Source organism: Sphingomonas fucosidasi, from assembly GCF_036663855.1.
Lineage (GTDB): Bacteria > Pseudomonadota > Alphaproteobacteria > Sphingomonadales > Sphingomonadaceae > Sphingomonas > Sphingomonas faeni_B.
In genome coordinates, this window is the sequence record NZ_JAXOJR010000011.1 from 105,116 (window position 1) to 125,284 (window position 20,169).

At 65.7% G+C, this 20,169-nt stretch carries 23 protein-coding genes; 8 read left to right on the forward strand and 15 right to left on the reverse strand.

Features of this window, described 5'->3' with window-relative positions; genetic code table 11:
* Together lptC and U1737_RS17775 are read right to left on the reverse strand one after the other, a co-directional pair.
* A complete protein-coding gene (gene lptC / locus U1737_RS17770; protein ID WP_332797694.1) occupies window positions 1-657 on the reverse strand; it encodes an LPS export ABC transporter periplasmic protein LptC in 657 nt (218 codons plus the stop codon).
* Entirely contained in the window at window positions 654-1,274 is a 621-nt protein-coding gene (locus U1737_RS17775) for a ribonuclease D (protein WP_332797695.1), read from the reverse strand. The genes lptC and U1737_RS17775 overlap by 4 nt, the downstream gene beginning before the upstream one ends.
* Before the next feature lie 304 nt (window positions 1,275-1,578).
* On the opposite strand from U1737_RS17775, the gene U1737_RS17780 reads away from it, so the two are divergent.
* Both U1737_RS17780 and U1737_RS17785 read left to right on the forward strand, forming a co-directional pair.
* Complete coding sequence (locus U1737_RS17780) at window positions 1,579-2,439, forward strand: cold-shock protein (protein ID WP_332797696.1); 861 nt, start codon at window positions 1,579-1,581, stop codon at window positions 2,437-2,439.
* A 35-nt stretch (window positions 2,440-2,474) separates the two neighbouring features.
* The gene (locus U1737_RS17785) at window positions 2,475-3,245 is read left to right on the forward strand and encodes a glutaminyl-peptide cyclotransferase (protein WP_332797697.1); all 771 of its coding nucleotides are present in this window, start codon (window positions 2,475-2,477) and stop codon (window positions 3,243-3,245) included.
* A 295-nt stretch (window positions 3,246-3,540) separates the two neighbouring features.
* Here the strand turns inward: U1737_RS17785 and U1737_RS17790 are convergent, their stop codons facing one another.
* The 7 genes from U1737_RS17790 to U1737_RS17820 all read right to left on the reverse strand — a co-directional run bounded on the left by U1737_RS17790 (window position 3,541) and on the right by U1737_RS17820 (window position 8,362).
* Window positions 3,541-4,314, reverse strand: coding sequence for an AcvB/VirJ family lysyl-phosphatidylglycerol hydrolase (locus U1737_RS17790; RefSeq protein ID WP_332797698.1), 774 nt, complete (start codon window positions 4,312-4,314; stop codon window positions 3,541-3,543).
* Between the two features lie 72 nt (window positions 4,315-4,386).
* Window positions 4,387-5,979 (reverse strand): cisplatin damage response ATP-dependent DNA ligase, encoded by a 1,593-nt coding sequence (locus U1737_RS17795; RefSeq protein ID WP_332797699.1) that lies wholly within the window; start codon window positions 5,977-5,979, stop codon window positions 4,387-4,389.
* A gap of 74 nt (window positions 5,980-6,053) precedes the next feature.
* Entirely contained in the window at window positions 6,054-6,560 is a 507-nt protein-coding gene (locus U1737_RS17800) for a DUF6265 family protein (RefSeq protein ID WP_332797700.1), read from the reverse strand.
* Between the two features lie 70 nt (window positions 6,561-6,630).
* Complete coding sequence (locus U1737_RS17805; protein WP_055881870.1) at window positions 6,631-6,816, reverse strand: DUF1328 family protein; 186 nt, start codon at window positions 6,814-6,816, stop codon at window positions 6,631-6,633.
* A gap of 69 nt (window positions 6,817-6,885) precedes the next feature.
* A complete protein-coding gene (locus U1737_RS17810; RefSeq protein WP_332797701.1) occupies window positions 6,886-7,383 on the reverse strand; it encodes a Dps family protein in 498 nt (165 codons plus the stop codon).
* Window positions 7,384-7,444: 61 nt separating this feature from the next.
* A complete protein-coding gene (locus tag U1737_RS17815; RefSeq protein WP_332797702.1) occupies window positions 7,445-8,011 on the reverse strand; it encodes a TMEM165/GDT1 family protein in 567 nt (188 codons plus the stop codon).
* A 3-nt stretch (window positions 8,012-8,014) separates the two neighbouring features.
* Window positions 8,015-8,362 carry a hypothetical protein gene (locus U1737_RS17820; RefSeq protein ID WP_248524606.1) on the reverse strand — a complete coding sequence of 116 codons (348 nt, stop codon included), beginning with the start codon at window positions 8,360-8,362 and terminating at the stop codon, window positions 8,015-8,017.
* Between the two features lie 190 nt (window positions 8,363-8,552).
* Between U1737_RS17820 and rpmG the strand changes: the two genes are divergently transcribed.
* On the forward strand, window positions 8,553-8,720 hold the full coding sequence (gene rpmG, locus U1737_RS17825) for a 50S ribosomal protein L33 (protein ID WP_055881863.1): 168 nt from the start codon (window positions 8,553-8,555) through the stop codon (window positions 8,718-8,720).
* A gap of 223 nt (window positions 8,721-8,943) precedes the next feature.
* Here rpmG and U1737_RS17830 read toward each other — a convergent pair whose 3' ends face one another.
* The gene (locus U1737_RS17830) at window positions 8,944-9,306 is read right to left on the reverse strand and encodes a response regulator (RefSeq protein WP_332797703.1); all 363 of its coding nucleotides are present in this window, start codon (window positions 9,304-9,306) and stop codon (window positions 8,944-8,946) included.
* A gap of 36 nt (window positions 9,307-9,342) precedes the next feature.
* On the opposite strand from U1737_RS17830, the gene U1737_RS17835 reads away from it, so the two are divergent.
* From U1737_RS17835 to U1737_RS17850, 4 genes are all read left to right on the forward strand, one after another.
* Window positions 9,343-9,612: a DUF3572 domain-containing protein gene (locus U1737_RS17835; protein ID WP_332797704.1), complete on the forward strand. Its 270-nt coding sequence runs from the start codon at window positions 9,343-9,345 to the stop codon at window positions 9,610-9,612.
* Complete coding sequence (locus U1737_RS17840) at window positions 9,609-10,235, forward strand: HAD family hydrolase (protein WP_332797705.1); 627 nt, start codon at window positions 9,609-9,611, stop codon at window positions 10,233-10,235. The genes U1737_RS17835 and U1737_RS17840 overlap by 4 nt, the downstream gene beginning before the upstream one ends.
* 183 nt (window positions 10,236-10,418) lie before the next feature.
* Entirely contained in the window at window positions 10,419-10,883 is a 465-nt protein-coding gene (locus U1737_RS17845) for a RidA family protein (protein WP_107963944.1), read from the forward strand.
* Between the two features lie 76 nt (window positions 10,884-10,959).
* A complete protein-coding gene (locus U1737_RS17850) occupies window positions 10,960-12,120 on the forward strand; it encodes a GNAT family N-acetyltransferase (RefSeq protein ID WP_332797706.1) in 1,161 nt (386 codons plus the stop codon).
* Here the strand turns inward: U1737_RS17850 and U1737_RS17855 are convergent.
* From U1737_RS17855 to U1737_RS17870, 4 genes are read right to left on the reverse strand one after another with little or no spacing between them, the layout of a single operon-like run.
* Window positions 12,068-13,672, reverse strand: a complete 1,605-nt coding sequence (locus U1737_RS17855; RefSeq protein ID WP_332797707.1) for a hypothetical protein — start codon at window positions 13,670-13,672, stop codon at window positions 12,068-12,070. The two genes, U1737_RS17850 and U1737_RS17855, sit on opposite strands and share 53 nt — an antisense overlap.
* A gap of 9 nt (window positions 13,673-13,681) precedes the next feature.
* Complete coding sequence (locus tag U1737_RS17860; protein ID WP_332797708.1) at window positions 13,682-15,289, reverse strand: hypothetical protein; 1,608 nt, start codon at window positions 15,287-15,289, stop codon at window positions 13,682-13,684.
* Entirely contained in the window at window positions 15,286-16,980 is a 1,695-nt protein-coding gene (locus U1737_RS17865) for a hypothetical protein (RefSeq protein WP_332797709.1), read from the reverse strand. The genes U1737_RS17860 and U1737_RS17865 overlap by 4 nt, the downstream gene beginning before the upstream one ends.
* A gap of 38 nt (window positions 16,981-17,018) precedes the next feature.
* Window positions 17,019-18,236: an argininosuccinate synthase gene (locus tag U1737_RS17870; protein ID WP_332797710.1), complete on the reverse strand. Its 1,218-nt coding sequence runs from the start codon at window positions 18,234-18,236 to the stop codon at window positions 17,019-17,021.
* 87 nt (window positions 18,237-18,323) lie between these two features.
* Here U1737_RS17870 and U1737_RS17875 point away from each other — a divergent pair, with 87 nt between their 5' ends.
* On the forward strand, window positions 18,324-18,773 hold the full coding sequence (locus tag U1737_RS17875; RefSeq protein WP_248524620.1) for an EF-hand domain-containing protein: 450 nt from the start codon (window positions 18,324-18,326) through the stop codon (window positions 18,771-18,773).
* Window positions 18,774-18,914: 141 nt separating this feature from the next.
* On the opposite strand, the gene U1737_RS17880 is transcribed toward U1737_RS17875, so the two are convergent.
* Entirely contained in the window at window positions 18,915-20,141 is a 1,227-nt protein-coding gene (locus U1737_RS17880) for an SAM-dependent methyltransferase (protein WP_248524621.1), read from the reverse strand.
* Window positions 20,142-20,169 lie beyond the last annotated feature (28 nt).

Below are 20,169 nucleotides of genomic sequence, written 5' to 3' on the forward strand. Positions count from 1 at the left end.
CTATTTCGGCCCTCTGGGGATGATCCGCAAGCGGGCATTGCCGTCAAGCGTAACGGTACGCTCCTCGAGGTTGGCGCGCAGCTTGTTGGCGCTGAAGGTCCCCTGCTGGACGGTGCCGGTCGCAGCACCGCCGCTTTCGAGCGTGCGTGCCTTCATGTCGATCGTCGCGTTGGTCGTCTTCAGGTCGTAGCCGCCCGCCGCGGTGGCGTTGAGCGGGCCGAACAGCTGCACCTTCTCGGTGTCCATGTCGTAGCGGCCGGTGTTCGCCTTGATGTTGGCGGGGCCGTCGGTGAGCTGGATTTGTGCCGCGAGCTGGTTGAGCTGGACGATCGGCTCGGCCGAGCTCTTCTGGATCGCGGACTTCGCGTCGAGGGTGAAGGACTGGCCCTTGCTGTCCTCGCCGCGATAGCGTGCCGCCTGGATCTTCATCCTCTCCTGCGCGACCTCGACCTTGTTCTTGTCGAGCAGGAACGACACGTCGCCGCCCGCGGTCAGCGGCGCCATCACCAGGAACGCCGCCAGCACGCCGATCGCGGTCGGCAGCGCGACGCGGGCGATCGCCACGAAACGATCGTGGCTGCCACCGGGCGCGGCCCAATCCTGCCGTGCGGTGCGTGCACGGCGAGCAGTCGGGGAGGGCGCCGGCATCTGGGTCATGCGTGGGCGAAGATATCGATCTCGGGCCAGCCGGCAAGATCGAGTGCGGCGCGAGTCGGCAGGAAGTCGAAGCAGGCCTGCGCGAGTTCCATCCGGCCCTCGCGAATCAGGCGCTTGTCGAGTTCGGTGCGCAGCCGGTGGAGAAAGCGCACGTCCGACGCCGCATAATCTTTCTGCGCGTCGGACAGTTCGGGGCTGCCCCAGTCTGACGATTGTTGCTGCTTCGAGATATCCTGGCCGAGCAGTTCGCGGACCAGTTCCTTCAGGCCGTGGCGATCGGTGTACGTCCGCACCAGCCGCGAGGCGATCTTGGTGCAATAGACCGGCGCGGCGACCACACCGAGATAATGCTGGACCGCGGCGATATCGAATCGGCCGAAATGATAGAGTTTCACGCGCGCCGGGTCGGCCAGCAGCGCCTTCAAATTGGGCGCGTCATAGCCCGCGCCCGCGGCGAAGCGGACGAGATGCTCGTCCGGGCCGCCGTCCGACAACTGGACCAGGCACAGCCGGTCGCGCGGGGTGATGAGCCCCATCGTCTCGGTATCGACGGCGATCGCGGCACCGGCCGCGAACAGATCGGCGGGGATGTCGCCTTCATGGAGATGAACTGTCATGACGGTGGCCGTAGCGGTCCGCGGCGCAACGCTCAATGGCCCTATATTGGGCTGCGGCGCCGAATCGGGCGATAAGATGGCTTGCATGGCGCCCTTGCGACGAGTCGTGGCTCGCGAGCGACACTTGCGCCAGTATCGATCCAAATCAGGCGTCTTCGGATCAGAATCTATTCGCGACGGCTTGTATTTTGCGCTAAGGGTCCCCTCAAGGCGCAAAAGGTTTCGCGCTGGAAAACCTGCGTTCGTCGTCCGGCACAAGGGTTTTGAGAAATTTGCGGGCGAACCGGGAAGACGAACAGAGCTTATGGGTTTCGATAAAGGTGGCCGCGGGAACCGTGGCGGGCGTGGCCGCGATAAGCGCGACAGCTTCGGCGGCGGCGACAACGAGTTCGGCGGCGGCAGCAGCTTTGGTGGCGGCGGCGACCGGTTCGGCGGCGGCAGCAGCTATGGCGGCGGCGGCGGTGGCTCGAGCTACGGTGGCGGCGGTGGCAGCAGCTACGGCGGCGGCAGCAGCTTCGGTGGCGGCAGCGGCGGCGGCGGCGGTGGTTACCGCGGCGGCGGCGGTGGCGGCGGCTTCTCGGGCGGTGGCGGCGGCGGCGGTGGTCGCGGCATGCCTCCCCAGGTGGTCGGCGAAGGCACGGGCGTCGTAAAGTTCTTCAACGCACAGAAGGGCTTCGGCTTCGTCGTTCGCGATGACGGCGGCGAGGACGTGTTCGTCCACATCAGCGCTGTCGAGCAGGCCGGCATGGTCGCTCTCGCCGAGGGTCAGCCGCTCGGCTTTACGCTCGTCGACCGCGGTGGCCGTATCTCGGCGACCGACCTGAAGATCGACGGCGAGCCGATGGCCGTCACCGATCGCGGCCCGCCGCGTGACCGTGATGCCGGCCCGGGCGCGCCCCGTGGTGGCGACCGTGACGGTGGTGCAGGTGGCGCACAGCGTCAGCTTACCGGCGAGAAGGCGACCGGTACGGTCAAGTTCTTCAACGCGATGAAGGGCTTCGGCTTCATCCAGCGCGACGACGGACAGCCTGACGCATTCGTCCACATCTCGGCCGTGGAACGCGCCGGCATGGCGACGCTGAACGAGGGCGACAAGCTCGAGTTCGAGCTCGAGGTCGATCGTCGCGGCAAGTACGCAGCGGTGAACCTGAGCGCAGGCGGCTGATCCAGCTGACTGATCCGACCGTGTTCGGTAGGATATTGATTGCGGCCGGTCTCGCTTTGGCGGGGCCGGCCGTTCTCGTTTCTGGAGCGCCTGCGCAACCGGGCGTGCCGGTCCTGTCGGCGACGATCGTCGCGCGCTACCCGCACGACCGCACCGCGTTCACCGAGGGGCTGCTCTGGCACGACGGCGCGCTCTACGAGAGCACCGGCCAGGAACGCCAATCCGACGTGCGCCGCGTGTCGCTCAAGGACGGCAAGATCCTGGCGAAGGCGCGTATCGACCCCGCGCAGTTCGGCGAAGGCCTAGCGCTGTGGAAGGACGAGCTCGTCAGCCTCACCTGGCACGACGGCATCGCCCACCGCTGGGACGTTCGCACGCTAAAACCCAAGGGACAGAACCGGTACACCGGTGAAGGCTGGGGGCTGACGAGCGACGGTGTGTCGCTGCTCCAGTCCGATGGCAGCGCCGATATCATCTTCCGCGACCCGCTGACACTGGCAGAACGCAAGCGCGTCGCGGTGACGATCGACGGTCGACCGTTACGCGACATCAACGAGCTCGAATATGTTCACGGCGCGCTGCTGGCGAACGTCTGGCACACCGGCTTCCTGGTCCGCATCGATCCGAAGACCGGCAAGGCGACCGCGGTGATCGACCTGCGCCCGCTGGTCGCAGAGATCGCGGCGACAGACCCCGAGGCGGTGCTCAACGGTATTGCCTGGGATGCGAAGGCAGACCGGCTGTTCGTGACGGGCAAATACTGGCCGACGCTGTTCGAGATAAAGATCGCTCCCGCCTCGCGCTGAGCGGTAGGGCGTCTCGACACTAGACGCTCTCGGGGGGCGCGAGATCCTTTACCCACCCTTCTCGCCCGTCATCTGCTGCCGTTTCGTCCAGCCTATGCGTGTCATTTCAACGGCCAATCGTCACACCGCCCCCATTCGTCACCCCAGCGAAAGCTGGGGTATCCTTGTTTGGCGGGTGCCGTGGCCTACACGATGATATCCCAGCTTTCGCTGGGATGACGGAATTCGGTGTGACGGAACTTGAGTAACGGGACTTGCAGTAATGTGCCCGAGATCAGGTCCGTGGCACCCCACCCTAAACTCCCTGCCCAGCCACCGGCGCCACCGCCCGTATCGCCCCCAGCACGTGCGCCAGCAACCCGTCCGCATCGTGGCGGATGTTGTGGCCGCCCGGCATTCCGACCTTCCGCGCGTTCGCTATCGTCAGCAGCGGACACAGGCTGTCGGTCTCCTCGATCCCATAGATGCACGTCAGCGGCGCCCAGGTCAGTCGGTTGCCGGTTGTCGCCCCCATGCTGTCCGGCGTTCCGTGATCGTAGAGAAGCCCGGAGGGATCGGCGCGGTAGAAGACCGTGTTTCCCGGCAGGATCAACACGATCGCCGCGACCCTCGCGCGCAACGACGGAGGCAGGTCCGCCAGCCCGGTCTGGACTATGTCGGCGCCGTAGGACTGGCCCATGACTACGACCCGCTTAGCACCGGTCCGCGCCAGTGCCGTTCGAACTCCGTCCGCGACGATCGCATCCAGCTGTTCGCGCGTGCGGGTGCTCGCGAACAAGGCTGGCGTCGTGATCCCGACGACCGGGATGCCGTGCTGGGTCAGTCCCCGCGAGGTCGACGCGCCGAGCAGGAACCGCAGCCCCATGTCGCCCGAGAAATTGACGACCGCGATCGACGGTGCTCCCGACGACCGGACGCCGATAGCCGGATACACATGCACCGGATCGCGATCGAAATAGCCCGCGAGATAGACGAACAGCACGACAATTGCCGACAGGATGCCCGTCACCCACGCGCCGCGCCGCCAGCGTCGTGCCGCTGCCGTGCGGGGGTGCTTCGAACTTTTCACCGGACCATCCTTACGCGTGGCAGGATCGCGCGTGATAGCCCGACCATGCCGCGTGCTTCGATGACGCGCGGATTACGTAATCATCCGCTTCAGCGTCTCGATCCGGTCCGCCTCCGCCGCGGGCTTGTCCGTCCGGATTCGCGCGATCCGTGGGAAGCGCATCGCCACGCCTGATTTGTGCCGCTTCGAATCGTGGAGTGAATCGAACGCGATCTCCAGCACCAGCGTCTTCTCCACCTCGCGCACCGGGCCGAACCGATTCTGCGTATGGTTGCGGACGAAGCTGTCGAGCATTTTCAGCTCTTCGTCGGTGATCCCGGAATAGGCTTTGCCGACGGGGAGCAACTCGCCGTCCTCGGTCCAGCAGCCGAAGGTATAGTCCGAATAATAGGAAGAGCGGCGCCCGGAACCGCGTTGCGCGTACATCATCACGCAATCGGCGGTCAGCGGATCGCGCTTCCATTTATACCAGAGCCCCGCGCGTCGTCCGCCGACATAGGGCGAGTCGCGGCGCTTGAGCATGACGCCCTCGATCGCCGCGTCGCGCGCGGTGGCGCGGATCGCCTCCAGCGCGGTGAAGTCGTCCGCCTCGATCACCAGGCTCAGATCGAACCGCTCGGGATCGAGCTGCGGCACGAACGCCTCGAGCCGCTTGCGCCGCTCGGTCCAGGGCAGCGTCCGCAGATCTTCCTGACCATCGAGTAGGAGGTCGTAGAGCCGGACGAACGCGGGATATTCGGCCAGCATCTTCGCCGACACCGTCTTGCGCCCGAGCCGCTGCTGCAACGCGTTGAAGCTCGCCGCACCGCCGCCATCCTCCAGCGTGCCGCCCTGATGCTCGCCCTTCACCAGCAGCTCGCCGTCGACCGTGCCCGGCGTCCGAAACGCGGCGGCGATCTCGGGAAAGCTGCCCGTCACGTCGTCGCCGGTGCGGCTGTAGAGACGCGTTTCGCCCGCGACATGCACGATCTGCACGCGGATGCCGTCCCATTTCCACTCGGCAGCATAGTCGGTGAGATCGACGCGGAGGTCTTCGAGGCCATGTGCCAGCATGAACGGCCGGAACACCGGGACGTCGGCGGGGGTCGGCTGCGCGCCCGTGCCCTCCGCCCAGGCGAACAGGCTGGCATAGGGCGCGTCGAGGCCGTGCCAGACTTCTTCGACCGCATCGACGTCGAGTCCGAACGCGTCCGCCAGCGCGGTCTTCGCCAGCCGCGCCGACACACCGATCCGCAGCGCGCCTGTCGCCATTTTGAGCAGCGCGAACCGCTCTTCGGCATCGGACCGGTCGAGCATGTCCGCGAGTGCACCGGGGGCATCCGCACGCGACAACGCTGCGAGCCGCTCGACGACATCGGTGATCGACAAAGGGGCGGGATCGACCGGAATCGTCGGCTCCGGCCAGAGCAGCGCCACCGTCTCGGCAGTATCGCCGACATAATCGCGGCTCATCCGGAACAGCACCGGATCGACGCGTTCCTCGATCAAGCCGCGGATCACGGCCGACTTCACGCCCTTGAGATCGAGATCGCCGGTCAGTGCCGCCATCGCCCAGCCGCGGTCCGGGTCAGGCGTCGCGCGCAGATAATCCGCGATCAGCTTCAATTTGGCATTGCGCGACCGGGTGTAGGTGAGCGAGTCGAGCAGGGCGGCGAATGCGTGCATCGTCGTTCAACGCACGGGAAGCCGCCGCCGCTCCCCCCACCCCTTCACCGCGCCGATCTTCACCGCGCCCATCTTCACCGCGTGCGCGTGTAGCTGAAAAGAACCTCGCGCGGCGCCTTGCCGTCGATCCGTACCCAGACGTCGATGCGGTTGGGCCCGAGTCGGCGCATCGTCAGCCCATCGAAATGGACCGCATCCTTCTCCAGCGCGACGAGCGGGAAGCTCTCTGGCTTACCCAACTTGTCTTCCCAGCCGGTCAGGTCGGCGTTGAAATGACGCAGGCGATAGGCCAGCGATCTGCCGACGGGGACGATCTGGATCAGTTCGTAAAAGGCGACCTTACCCTTCTGCGTCTGTGTAAAATGTCCTGTGATCTGACCGGCTTCGGGCGCTGCATAAACCTCTGTGGCATCGCCGCCGAGACCGGGCCCGTGCCAGCTTCCCTCCAGCCATGCGAGCGATTCGATGCTCGCGGCCGGCGGTGCGACTCCGGGGGCGGCGGACCGCGTCTCGTCCGGAACGCCGGCGAGGGACGAGGCCGGCAAGGCGGCGAGCGCGAGGATCGGGATCCAGAAATGCATATAGCCTCCACCGTTTCCGGCAGAGGCTACATGATTGGCGCCGCTTGGCGAGTCGCGAGCGGTAAGCGCGTCAGTCGATCGCGTTCTTTATCCCCTTGCCCGCGAGCAGGCCGAGCACGAGGAAGATCACGAACAGCGCGATCGCGATGAAGAACAGGATCTTGGCGATCCCGATGAACGCGCCGCCGATGCCGCCGAAGCCGAGCAGCGCGAGAACGGCGCCGATAACGAGAAAGGTGATTGCGAGCTTCAGCATGGCGGCCTCCAGTTTTCAGTAAGGTCTCTCAACCGGCCCGGCGACCGGATTGTTCCTCGGCTGTAACGATCAGGCCTTGCGGCTGGCTTCGAACAGGAACCATGCGCGTTCTTCGGCATGGTCGGTCCATTCGTCGACAATGCCGCTGGTGGCGTTGTCCTTGGCGGCGTCGGCGGCGTCCTTGACGACACGGAACTGCTCGACGAGTTTCAGATTGTCCTCGCGCAGTTCGGCGAGCATCTCGGTCGGGCCGACGAACGCCATGTCGTTGTCGGCGATCGTCTGATGCCGCGAGATATCGCCGATCGAGCGCAGCGTCGTATTACCCGTCTTGCGGACGCGCTCGGCGATCGCGTCGGTCACGCCGATGATCTGAGCGGACTGGTCGTCGAGCAGCAAATGGTAATCGCGGAAATGCGGCCCCGACATGTGCCAGTGGAAGTTCTTGGTCTTGAGATACAGCGCGTAGCAATCGGCGAGCGCGGCGTTCAGCGCGTCGGCGACCGACTTGGTGCTGTTGCTCGGCAGGTCGGTGGGCGTGTCGAGGGCGGGGTTGATGTCGGCCATGGCTAGCTCCGGTTTTGAAGATCGTTGCGTAAACGATCCGAACGCGAAAATGCTCCTCAGGTCAAACGAGCCGCAGCGCGCCGAGGGCGAGGACGATCCCGAAGATCAGGAACACGATGCCGATGGCGATGCGCAGCGGCCTCAACGGGAGTTTCAGCCACGCCGCCTCGCCCATCAGCGCAGCGGGGACGATCACGACGAGCGAGCCGATCGTCGCGCCGATCGCGGCGAGCGCCGGGACGGGCGAGCGCGCGGCGAGCGTCAGCACGATGAACTGTACGCCGTCGCCGAATGCGAGAATGAAGAGGCCAAGTACGGTGGTGGCGAGCGCGCCGATCTTCCAGCCGGTCAGGCGTTCGGGTGCCTTAGCGGGAAAGAACGACCTGCCGCCCTGCAATAGCAGCGCGAGCGCAAGCATCAGTTGCTGTGCGTTGGGCGCGAGCTTCGGTCCGATCACCGCGCCGAGCGTCGCCGCCAGGCCGCTCGCTGCAAGCAACGCGACCGCGGCCATCAGGATCACCAGTCCCGGCTTGGCGTACCGGTCCGCCAGGATCGCGGCGAGCCACGCGGTCCGGTCGCCGACCTGCGCCAGCGCGGCCGCGACGAATGCCGCCATCAAGGCGTCCATGGATTATCCCGCAAGACGCACCGAACAGGCGGCGGCGAAGGCATGGCACGCCTGGACGTCCTGCCGCTCGCAGCCGACTGCATCGCGCAGGATCGCCAGCCAACCATGCACCAGCGCGCCGTGCTCGCCGCGGGACAGCGCCGAATCGACGAAGTGCGCGACGGTGACCGCCGGGTTGAGCCCGTTGCTGTGCGCGATCACGCGGATCGCATCGATCTCCGTGGCGATGTCGCAGGGGCGGGAATAGGGCGCCCGGACGTCGATCGCGGCGATTCGCGCGGCGAGATCGGCCTTCACCGCGATCATGGCGTCGATTCGATCGATCTCGGTGAGTCTCAGCGCCTGCCCCATGATCCCCGCTCCTGTTCTCTGCGGGTATATAGCGCCTTGGGTAGTGAATAGCGGGTTAAATGCGGTATGTTGGCCTCCTCGAAGGGCGTAAAGCTTGACTTCGTCGTACGCGTCCGCCATGCGCCGCCCTTGATGGAGCGGCGGCGTCAGTTCGCCGCTTTCGCATTTTCAAGCCATAGGAATTGGGCTCATGGCCAAGCCGACCACCGTAAAGATCAAGCTGCTCAGCACCGCTGACACCGGCTTCTTCTACGTCACCAAGAAGAATCCCCGTACGAAGACGGAGAAGCTCTCCTTTTCGAAGTACGATCCCGTCGTGCGCAAGCATGTCGAGTTCAAGGAAGCCAAGATCAAGTAATCTGGCTGGTGGCTCTGGCCACCGACCGATTGCGAAGGTCCGGAAAGCCGCGGGTAACTCCGCGGCTTTTGGCGTTTGTGCTGGTCGTCGTTCCCGACTTCGTCATCCCAGCGAAAGCTGGGATCTCCCGCCGCGAGGGCGCGCCCGTATCGGGGAGACCCCAGCTTTCGCTGGGGTGACGGTGTGGGGCGGGGGTAAATCGGCAACGCAAGGGAGGCTGTCTTCAGATCAAAGCCCCGACCGCATCCATGAACCGCGCCAGGCTGATCGGCTTCGACACATATGAATCCGCGCCAGCCGCCCGGATCCGCTCCTCGTCCTCGCGCCCGGCATAGGCCGTTACCGCCATCACCGGGATCGCGCGCAACGCGTCGTCCGCCTTCAGTTCGAGGATGATCTCATAGCCGGTGACGTGCGGCATCTGGATGTCCATGATGATCAGGTCGGGGGTGAAATCCCGCGCCCGCGCAACCGCGTCGCGGCCGTCGCGCACGGGTTCGACCGAGAACTGGTGCGCACGCAGCAGATCGCAGAATAGTTTGAGGTTCAGTTCGTTGTCCTCGACAACGAGCACCTTCTTTGTCACCGCCACACCTTATCCGGAAAGAAGGCACGATAGGCAATGCGCGACCGCGATTCAAACGAAGACGCCGAAGCGCTCGCCCTGCGCGCTTTGGTCTGGACCCTGGTTGAGCCCGACCGCGCGATGCGGCTGTTGTCGGTGACCGGTCTGGAGCCGCACGATCTCCGCGCAAGGGCGAGCGACCCGACGGTGCTGTCCGCGGCGCTGGGCTTCCTCGAAAACCATGAGCCGGATCTGATCGCCTGCGCCGAATCGCTCGGCGTGAAACCCGAGGCGCTGGTCCGCGCCCGTAGGGAGCTGGAAGCATGAGGCCATTGCTGATCAGCGATTGCGACGAGGTGCTGCTGCACATGGTCAAGCATTTCGGTGTCTGGCTCGACGAGCGCCACGACATCGACTTTGCGATCCAGCACGGCGATTTCTCGACCGCGATGACGCGACGCGATGGCGGGCCGCCGCCGTCGCGCGAGGACATGTGGGCGATGCTGGGGGAGTTCTTTCCGGGCGAGATGCACCGCCAGACGCTGGTGCCGCATGCGGTCGAGGCGCTCGAGCGGCTGGCGCAGGTGGCGGATATCGTCATCCTCACCAACCTCCAGGACGAATGTCGCCTGCCGCGAATCGAGCAGCTGGCGAAGTTCGGCATCGCCCACCGGGTCGAGTGCAACCAGGGCGGCAAGGGCACGCCGGTATCGCGGCTGGTCGCGGAATATGGGTCGCCGGTAACGGTGTTCGTCGACGATCTGGCGGTGCATCACGAGTCGGTCGCGAAGCACGCGCCGGGGGTGCACAGGTTGCACATGGTCTCCGAGCCGACGTTGGCGGTGAACGTGCCGAAGGCGCCCGAGGCACACGCGCGGATCGACGACTGGCGCGACGCGGCGGACTGGATCGCCGCGCGGTTCGAAGCGGGTTTGCCGGCTGGCGCCTGACCTCTCGATCCTCCCCTGCAAGGGGAGGTGGCGCGAAGCGACGGAGGGGTATCGCGCTATCGAGAACGGGATCACCCCTCCGTCAGCGCTAAGCGCTGCCACCTCCCCTTGCAGGGGAGGATAGGGGGTGGGCATGCCCCATGCACTTGACCCATCCCCCACCGCTGTGGTGATACCACCCCCATGACCGATCGTATCGACCGCAAGCTCGAAGAGCTGGGCCTCACCCTTCCGCAGGCTGCCGCACCCGTGGCGTCCTACGTCCCGACCGTGCTGGCGAACGGCATGCTCCACATCTCGGGTCAGTTGCCGTTCAAGGACGGCGCCCTGGTCACCGGCCGCGTGGGCGACGGTGTCTCGCTCGAAGACGCACAGGAGGCCGCCAAGCTCTGCGCACTCATGCTCGTCGCACAGATGAAGGCGGCGCTCGGCACGCTCGGCCGAGTCGAGCGGATCGTGAAGCTCGGCGTGTTCGTCAACTCGACCGGCGACTTCACCGATCAGCCCAAGGTCGCCAACGGCGCGTCGGACCTGATGGTCGCGCTGTTCGGCGATGCCGGCAAGCACGCACGCTCGGCGGTCGGCGTCCCCGTCCTCCCGCTCGGCGCCGCGGTCGAGATCGACGCGATCGTGCAGGTTTCCGCCTAAGCTCCTTGGAGGCGCGCTTGCGCGTCTCCACCTATGGCCCTTGGAGGCGCGTCTCTGCGTCTCTACCTAAGCGGCAATGAACGCCGTCACAGCCCGTATCGCCCAAGGCGTCACCTCGATCGCGGCCGAGGACTGGGACGCGTGCTCCGGCACCGCCAACCCGTTCGTCGGCCACGCGTTCCTCTCCGCGCTCGAAGCCTCGAAAAGCGTCGGGGGCCGTTCAGGGTGGCAGGCGCTGCCGATCGTGGTCGACGGCCCCGACGGCAAACCAGCGGGGATCGCGCCAGCTTACGCCAAGAGCCACAGCCAGGGCGAATACGTGTTCGATCAGGGCTGGGCCGACGCCTGGGAGCGGGCAGGGGGGCAATATTACCCCAAGCTCCAGATCGCCGCACCGTTCAGCCCGGTGCCGGGCCCGCGCCTCCTCCTCCGCGACCGCGACCAGGCCCCTGCGCTGATCGCCGCGCTGGAAGCAGTGACCGACCAGAGCGGGCTATCTTCCGCGCATGCGACCTTCATCGACCCCGACGAGGTGGCGCTGTTCGAGTCCGCCGGCTGGCTGATCCGCCAGGGCACGCAGTTCCACTGGAAGAACGACGGGTATGCGAGTTTCGACGATTTCCTCGCCGTGCTCGCCAGCCGCAAGCGCAAGGCGATCCGCAAGGAGCGCGCGGCCGCGGTCGAAGGCCTGACGATCCGCCACCTCACCGGCGCCGAGATCACGCCCGCGCATTGGGACGCGTTCTGGGTCTTCTACCAGGACACCGGCGCCCGCAAATGGGGTCAGCCCTATCTGACACGCGCGTTCTTCGACCAGATCGGCGAGACGATGGGCGACCAGATCCTGCTGATCCTCGCCGAGCGGGACGGCATTCCCATCGCCGGCGCGCTCAACCTGATCGGCGCGGACACGCTCTACGGCCGTTACTGGGGCGCGACCGAGGAGGTGCCGTTCCTCCATTTCGAACTCTGCTATTATCAGGCGATCGACGCCGCCATCGCGCGGGGTTTGAAGACCGTCGAGGCGGGCGCGCAGGGCGAGCACAAGCTCGCGCGCGGCTATGCGCCCGTCGCGACCTATTCCGCGCACTACATCCCCGACCCGAGCTTCCGTCGCGCGATCGCCGACTATCTCGTCCGTGAACGCGAAGCCGTCGCGGAGCAGCAGGAGTATCTCGGCGAGCTTACTCCGTTCCGGCGGGGCGAGCCGCCGGCTGGACCAAAGGCCCCCGGTTGACGCGGTAGAGCAAGCTCGTTTCGTCTCGCCGGATCAGCGTCAGGTCGCCGACCAGCGCCGGATCGAACTTCGGCGGGTGGATCAGCCAGACGTAATCGAACGCCTCGCGCGGGAATTTCTCCAGCGCCATCGAGATCGGCCGCCAGAACTGGCCACGGCACTTGATGTCGCTGACGATCTCCGACGGATCATGCGCGAACCCGCGCGCCGCCGCGTAGTTCGTCGTCAGCAGCTGCGCGCCGGCCATCGACCATTGATCGTTGGTAAAGGCGAGGCGCCGCTCGAGCAGCAGCGCCGGCACATGCTCGAGCCGCGAATACGCCCAGTCGTCGCGACACCGCCGCCCGACGAACGACACCACGCGAGACCGCTCTGGCACCGTATCGATCGCTGCGATCGCCTGGTCGTAGCTGCGATCGTACATCAGGTAGCTGACCGTCGTCCCCGCCAGCCGCACGCCGAAGAACGCAAAGCCCAGCACCGCCAGCACGGCAGCGCCCCGCAACGACAGCCCATGCCGCGGCCGCAGCGCGATCACCGCGATCGCCAGCACGAACGGCGCGAGCCGCATGTCCGCATAGGCCGACCCGAACACGATCCGCGGCAACAGCACGTATACGCCTGCGAGAAACAGCGCCGACAGCCCCAGGTTGCGCGAATATTCGATCGTCTGGTCGCGCACGCCGCGGAACAGGATCACGAACAGCACCGTCACCGACGCGATGTCGAACGCCATCCACCGATCGCGCAGGACCATCGTGATCCAGTTCATCTTCCAGCGCCAGTTGAACCAGTCCTGCGTCTTGCCGCCGACATGATCGCCCGAGCGCCACACCACCATCATCACCATCGGCAGCGCGAGCGGCACGCAGTTCAGCCCGGCCTGGACGAACGCCCTGAACCAGCCATGTGCCCAGCTTTTGGGATCGCTGTCGCGGCGGATGTCGTGCTGGCGGATCAGTTCGGCGGAGAAGGCGAGCACGCCCAGCACGCCCCAGCCAAACGTATGGCACAGCCACAACAGGCACGAGACGGGGATGAAGATCGCAGTACGCAGCTTGGTCCGCCCGAGCCGCCCCATCCGCAGCCACAGCGCGAACAGGTTGAGCGCGATCGCCATCGCCAATGCGAAGTTCACGAACCCGAACTGGAACGGATAGCTGTAGGCGAGCGGGAGCGCGAACAACGCGGTCGCCGGGATTCGCCCATGCACCTCGCGCGCGATCCACAGCAGCCCGGTCACGGTGAGCGCCGGGATCGCCATCACGATCAGCTTCACCGCCAGCTGCAACCCGAAGATCGGCGCGAGCGGTTCGATCAACAGGTCGATGCCGAGATTGCCGATCATCTGCCAGCGGAAGTTATACCACTGCGAAAGCCAGGGATTTTCGCCGATCGCCAACTGGACGCGGTAGCGGCCCATGTGGCCCGGCAGATCGACCAGCGGCGGGATCTCCGGCCACAGCAACGGTATGATCGACGCCAGCGCCACCGCGAAGACGAAGCCGCGCGTCTGCCACCAGTGAAGTTCCGTGCTCTGCCCCCGCGTCATCGTCGACGCCTAGCGCCGCATGGGGCCCTTCGACAAGCACCCTGCATGATCGAATGCGACGGAATAGACCGCGGATCTTCCATCGGACCAGATCGGGACGAGGTCGGCCGACTGTGCCCGTCCGACCGGGAAGCCGATCGTCCAAACCCGTTGGAACGTGCAGCGATCGAAGGCGCGTATCGCTTTGTCGAAGTCGATGGTCTGGTCCTCGGTTCCCGGTGGATGGACGATCTGGGACGGATCGCGATCGAATGGTGCGGCATCGGGATGGCGCGGGTGGATCAGTTGCTGACCCGCGAGCGCCCATTGTTCGTTGTCGAAAGCCTCACGCCGCGCCACCGCCAGACCGGCGATGTGCGTGAGGCGGGGGTTGAACCAGGACGTCATGTTCGGCTCGTTCACCAATACCAGGACGGCAGCGGCGCGCGGGATGGCGTTCAGCGCTTGCAGCGCGCGGGACTGGCCTTGACTGAAAAGGATGAACGTGATCGTCGTCGTAGCAATCCTGACCGCGAAAAACGCGGCGCCGATCGCCGCGGCCCGCCGCGCAAGCGCATCGTGATCCGGCTCGATGCGGATTGCCAGCACCGCAAGCGCCGCCGCGTAAGGCAGCATCCGCATATCGACTCCGGCCCCGCCCTGGAACATCAGCGGTAGCATCACGAAGGTTATCAGACCGAACAGCGCCGGAATGCCAAGCACTCCTATGAACTGCATGCGTGGCGAGCGGACTGCGGTCCACACCGCGCAGACGATCAGTACGACGCCAGCGATGTCGTACACCTTCCAACGTTCGCGCAGCATCGACACGAGCCATTGCGCCTTGGCGCTCCAGCGGAACCACTTGCCGGTATCGCCTGCCAGCCGATCGCTGCCACTGCCGAGCATGATCAGGAGTGGCCATGCCATCGGCAACGCCATCAGGCCGGCCGCGAAGGCCGCCTCGATCCAGGGCTCACCGCGTCGCATACGCAATGACCATTCCGCGCCGATTACGAATAATCCGAGCATCGCCCAGCCGAAGCTGTGGCATAGCCAAGTCAGCCCGGCATACGGCACGAACACTATTATACGCACCCAGATCGGTCGCGTTCGCGCCAGCCGGATCCACCAGGCGAGACCTGCCAGCGCCATCGCCGCACCAAGGCAGAAATTCACGAACCCAAGCTGGAACGGGTAGCTATAGGCGAGTGGCAGCGCGAAGCCCGCCATCGCCGGGATGCGGCCGTGCGCTTCATAGGCGATCCACAGCATCGCCGCGACGGTCATCGCCGGGATCACGCCGATCACCAGCCGAGCCGCGGGCTCGACATCGAGCAGAGGATGCAAGGCCATGACCAGCAGGTCGACGCCGAGGTTGCCGATCAGCGCCCAGCGTACGTCGTAATGCTGCGCCAGCGGACCGGTGCCTGCGTCCGCGAGGATCCGGTAGCGACCGATGTGGCCGGGCACGTCGGTCAGCGGTGGGATTGCCGGCCACAGCATGGGAATCAGCGCGGCGAGCACCGCGAGTACCGCGAACCCACGCGTCGTCCACCAGCCTTGCCGTGCTGCGCCGGAGAGCGTGGTGGAACGGATGTCGTGCCCCACGTCGGTTCGTGCGAGCGTGTCGGTCACGGGACGACCTCGAATATCCTGTTGCCGGGAGAATCCAGCGGCTTGAGCCATGCTGGAGTCTTGCGCGACGCCAGATCCTGCGCCATGCTGTCAGGAGCGGGCTGGATGGCGTCGAAATCACTGTCGCAATAGACCACGTAACGGACCTTCCATCGATCTGCGATTGCTCGCGCTTGGCCGCTGCGGCCGAGAAAGAACCGGTACATTGCGACATTTCCTGCGGTGTTGCGGTGATAGGGGCCGGCCACGAAGGCATGCGGGGTGGCGGCGATACCCCAGGGGGCGACGTCGATCGGTGCCATCACCATGCCGGGCGAAAGGTGGTCGAGCGCAGCTATCGCTGGAGGCGAGGTGCAGGTCGACGCGCTTGGAGAGGGCTTTCGCGGCGACGGCAGGAATACCTCGGCCGCGATAGGGTAGAGCATGCCGGTTGAGAGAATCCATGCCGGTACCAGCGTGAGAACACCGCGCCGCCGTGCCGCGCCGATCATGATGGCCAGCGCGGGCGCGCCGAGCATCGCGCCGGTATAGGCACCGCGAAGCTGCACTGCGGCGATCGCGACGGCGGTGCACTGAAGCGCGAGCAGCAGGACCGCGTTGCGACCGGGTCGCCGACGCACCAGCCACGCTGAGGCCGCGACCCCCGCGAGCATGACTCCGAAATACCCGAACGCCACGCCGAATGACGCCGTGACGATCGATTGCGCCTCTCCGACGTGATCGAGCCACAAGCGGCGCAACAGTATAGGAACCTGCCCATAGGGCGATCCGCACGCGGGAGACTGCAGCCGGATGACGCCGAGCGCTCCGAGAAACAGGGTGGCGGCGATTGCCAGCCTGACTCGGACCGATATTATATGCCGTCCCAGCACCGCGATCGCTAACGGAACGATTGCCATGATCGCCAAGCCAGTCGCGGCCTGCTGGGTAAATCCGTCGCAGGCAGGATAGCGCCATTGTCGACTGGCGAACCCCGCAATGCCGATACCGAGCCCGGTCAGCGTCCCGACACCCAGACCGAGGATCCGCGCTTCGCCCTTGCTTTCCGCACGCGCCCAGGCGAGCAGCGCCGCGGCACCGAGCACCGCAAAGAACGGCATCGTCTCCATGCCGATGACGAGGCTGGTCGCGGCAAGTGCCCCGGTGATCGCGCCGTTACGGAATGTCGGCTTTCCGATCGCGGCCAGCGTGGCGCCGAGAAGGAGCACGAGTTGCAGGCCGTGATGGTCGATGCGACCGGGTACGAAGATCGTCGTCGCCGGATATGCGATCGCCGCGATGACCATCGCGGTGCGCCCTGCATCGGGGTCGAGGTGGCGGGTGATCCGACCTACCAACAGCAACGCGCCGGCGAACAGCAGGATCGGCCAGAGGGTGACGGCGAGCACCTCGGCGCGATGCGTTCCAAGCAGCGGCGCCGCGGTGGTGATTAGTAGGGCGGGGCCCAGATCGGCAACGCGCGACCAGTGCATCGGCACGCCAGCACCTAGTCGGTATTGGGTCAGATCGCTCCACGATTGCCCGCCAAGCCAGTCGCGGACCTGCTGGAGGCGCATGACGTCGTCGGTATCGGGCAGCCGTAACGCCGAAAGCGAGGACCAGTCGCCGATGCTCCACGCCAGTCCCAGAACGAACGCCAACAGGACGGCGATCGCGAGATCGGAAATCAGGTCAAGGCGTTCGCGGTCCACCCATGCGGCTGTAGCGCCGCATGGTTAACCGATCGTAGTTACCGGTCGCGCTTCGCAAGCAACCGCAGCCGCAGCGCGTTCAACTTGATAAAGCCTTCCGCATCGCGCTGGTCGTACGCGCCCTGGTCGTCCTCGAACGTCACGACCTTCTCCGAATAGAGCGAGTTCGGCGACTTCCGGCCGACCACGTACACGCCGCCCTTGTAGAGCTTGAGTCGAACCGTGCCCGACACCTTCTCCTGGCTGTGATCGATCGCCGCCTGCAGCATCTCGCGCTCGGGGCTGAACCAGAAGCCGTTGTAGAGCAGCTCGGCGTACCGCGGCGCCAGCTCGTCCTTCAGATGCGCGGCGCCGCGATCGAGCGTCAGCTGCTCGATGCCGCGGTGTGCGAGCTGATAGATCGTGCCACCGGGCGTCTCGTACATGCCGCGGCTCTTCATGCCGACGAAGCGGTTCTCGACCAGATCGAGACGACCGATCCCGTGACGGCGGCCATAGTCGTTGAGCGTCGACAGCAAGGTCGCGGGAGACATGCCCTCGCCGTTGATCGCGATGCCGTCGCCGCGCTCGAAATCGATCGTGATGTATTCCGGCGCGTCGGGCGCGTCCTCGGGGTTCACGGTGCGCGAATAGACATAGTCGGGGACCTCGTCCCACGGGTTCTCGAGGACCTTACCCTCGGACGAGGTGTGCAGCATGTTGGCATCGGTCGAGAAGGGCGACTCGCCGCGCTTGTCCTTGCTGACCGGGATCTGATGCGCTTCCGCGAACTCGATCAGCTTGGTGCGGCTGGTGAGATCCCATTCGCGCCACGGGGCGATGACCTTGATGTCGGGCGACAGCGCGTAATAGCCAAGCTCGAAACGGACCTGGTCGTTGCCCTTGCCGGTCGCGCCGTGGCTGACCGCGTCGGCACCGACCATTTTGGCGATCTCGATCTGGCGCTTGGCGATCAGCGGCCGCGCGATCGACGTGCCGAGCAGGTACAGCCCCTCGTACAGCGCGTTCGACCGCATCATCGGGAACACGTAGTCGCGCACGAACTCCTCGCGCAGGTCGTCGACGAAGATGTGCTCGGGCTTCACGCCCATCATCTCGGCCTTGGCGCGCGCCGGCTCGAGCTCTTCGCCCTGGCCGAGATCGGCGGTGAAGGTCACCACTTCGCACTTGTACGTCTGCTGGAGCCATTTCAGGATCACGCTGGTATCCAGGCCACCGGAATAGGCTAGCACCACACGTTTGATCTGATCGGTCACGGGCAGAGTCCTTCGGCAATATCCAATGCCCGCGCCCCTATGCGCTGGGGGGCATCCATGCAACCGGCGCCTGCAACTATGGCGTTCATGGCGCGTACAACCGAACCGGTCTATCCGCGCCGCAAATCCTCTGGAGTTTACGCAACCGTGCTACGCCAAACGCTCACCGTTCTCGTTCTCGCGGGTCTCGCGACCCCGGCGCTCGCGCAGGAAACCCGCGCGTCCGCCTCGGCCAAGTTCAAGACCGAATTCGCCGCGTCGGACACCAACAAGGACGGCGTCCTGACCCGCGCGGAAGTGCAGGCGCGGATCGGCAACATGAAGGTCGGGCCGGGCCGTCCGGATCCGGTCCATGCCAAGCGCCTCGCGGACCTCTGGTTCACGAGTGCGGACAAGAACAAGGACGGCAAGGTGACGCAGGCCGAGGCGCAGGCGCTGCTCGCGGCGACGTTCGCGAAGTACGACGCTAACAAGGACGGCAAGATCGGCGGCGACGAGCGCGCTGCTGCCAAAGCAGAAGTGCAGGGGCCACGCTAAGCCGCCTCGGCACAAACCTCGTTCTCCCGCGGACGCGGGAGCCCAGCTAAGTACCGCAGTCTAGCGTAACCCTGGGCCCCCGCCTGCGCGGGGGAACGAGCAAAATTGGCGGGGGGACTCGCCCCCCCCGCCATACCCACGTCACCCCTCCCGCAAAGCCCGCTCCCCCTCGATCATGTAATCGCGCGTCAGCGGCAGGGTCATCCGGCTCTTCGACAGCTGGATCTGGTAGTTGACCATCCCCCCGGTCCGGAACGCTGCCGCGGCGCCCGCAAGGTAGAACGTCCACATCCGGTAGAATCGCTCGTCGTACAACGCGACGATCGCATCCTTCGCGGCCACGGTCCGATCATACCAGTGATCGATCGTCAGCGCGTAATGCACGCGCAGCACCTCGATATCGGTCGGAAAGAACTTCAGTCCCTCATACCCGCGCACGATCTCCGACAGCGCCGGATTATACCCGCCCGGGAAGATGTATTTCGTCGTGAAGGTGTCGGTAACGCCAGGCCCCCCCATCCGGCCGATCGTGTGAAGCAGCATTACGCCGTCCTCGGTCAGAAGATCGCGGCATTTGCGGAAGAACGCCTTGTAATGCGCGGGGCCGACATGCTCGAACATGCCGACCGACACGATCCGGTCGAATGTCCCGGTCAGCGCGCGATAGTCGATCAGTTCGAACTTCACCTTGTCGGCGACGCCGGCCTCCTCGGCCCGACGGCGGGCCACCTTCAGCTGCTCTTCGGACAGCGTCACGCCGAGCACTTCGGCACCGGTCTTCGCGTGCAAATACAGGGCCATCCCGCCCCAGCCACAGCCGATGTCGAGCACGCGCATCCCCGGCTGGATCGCCAGCTTGGCAGCGATATGCGCCTTCTTGTCCGACTGCGCCTGTTCGAGGCTGTTGCCCGGATCGGTGAAATACGCGCACGAATATTGCCGGTCGGCGTCGAGGAACAGATCGTACAGCCGGTCCGACAGATCATAGTGATGCGCGACGTTCTTCTTCGATCGGCGCGCCATGTTCACCCGGTCGACGCGGTGGACGACCTTGTCGAGCAGCTTGATCGGCAGCGACGGATTGAGCCCGCCGCCACGCTCCCACGGGCTGTTGCCCTTGAGCAGGTTGACCAGATCGCGAATGTCGCCGCGGTCGATAGCGAGGCGCCCGTCCATGAACGCCTCTGCTGCGCCGAGCGCCGGGTGGCGGACGATCGCGCCGGCGACGCCGGGTTGGGTCAGCCGGATCGTGACCGGGTTATAGGCTGGGTCGGGCTTGCCGAAATGCTTGGTCGTGCCGTCCGCGTGGATGAGCGTGAGTTCGCCGGTTTTAACCTGCCGGGCCAGGAAACGATCGAAAAGAGCCATGTCGCTTTAGCTAATGACTGGTACGGAA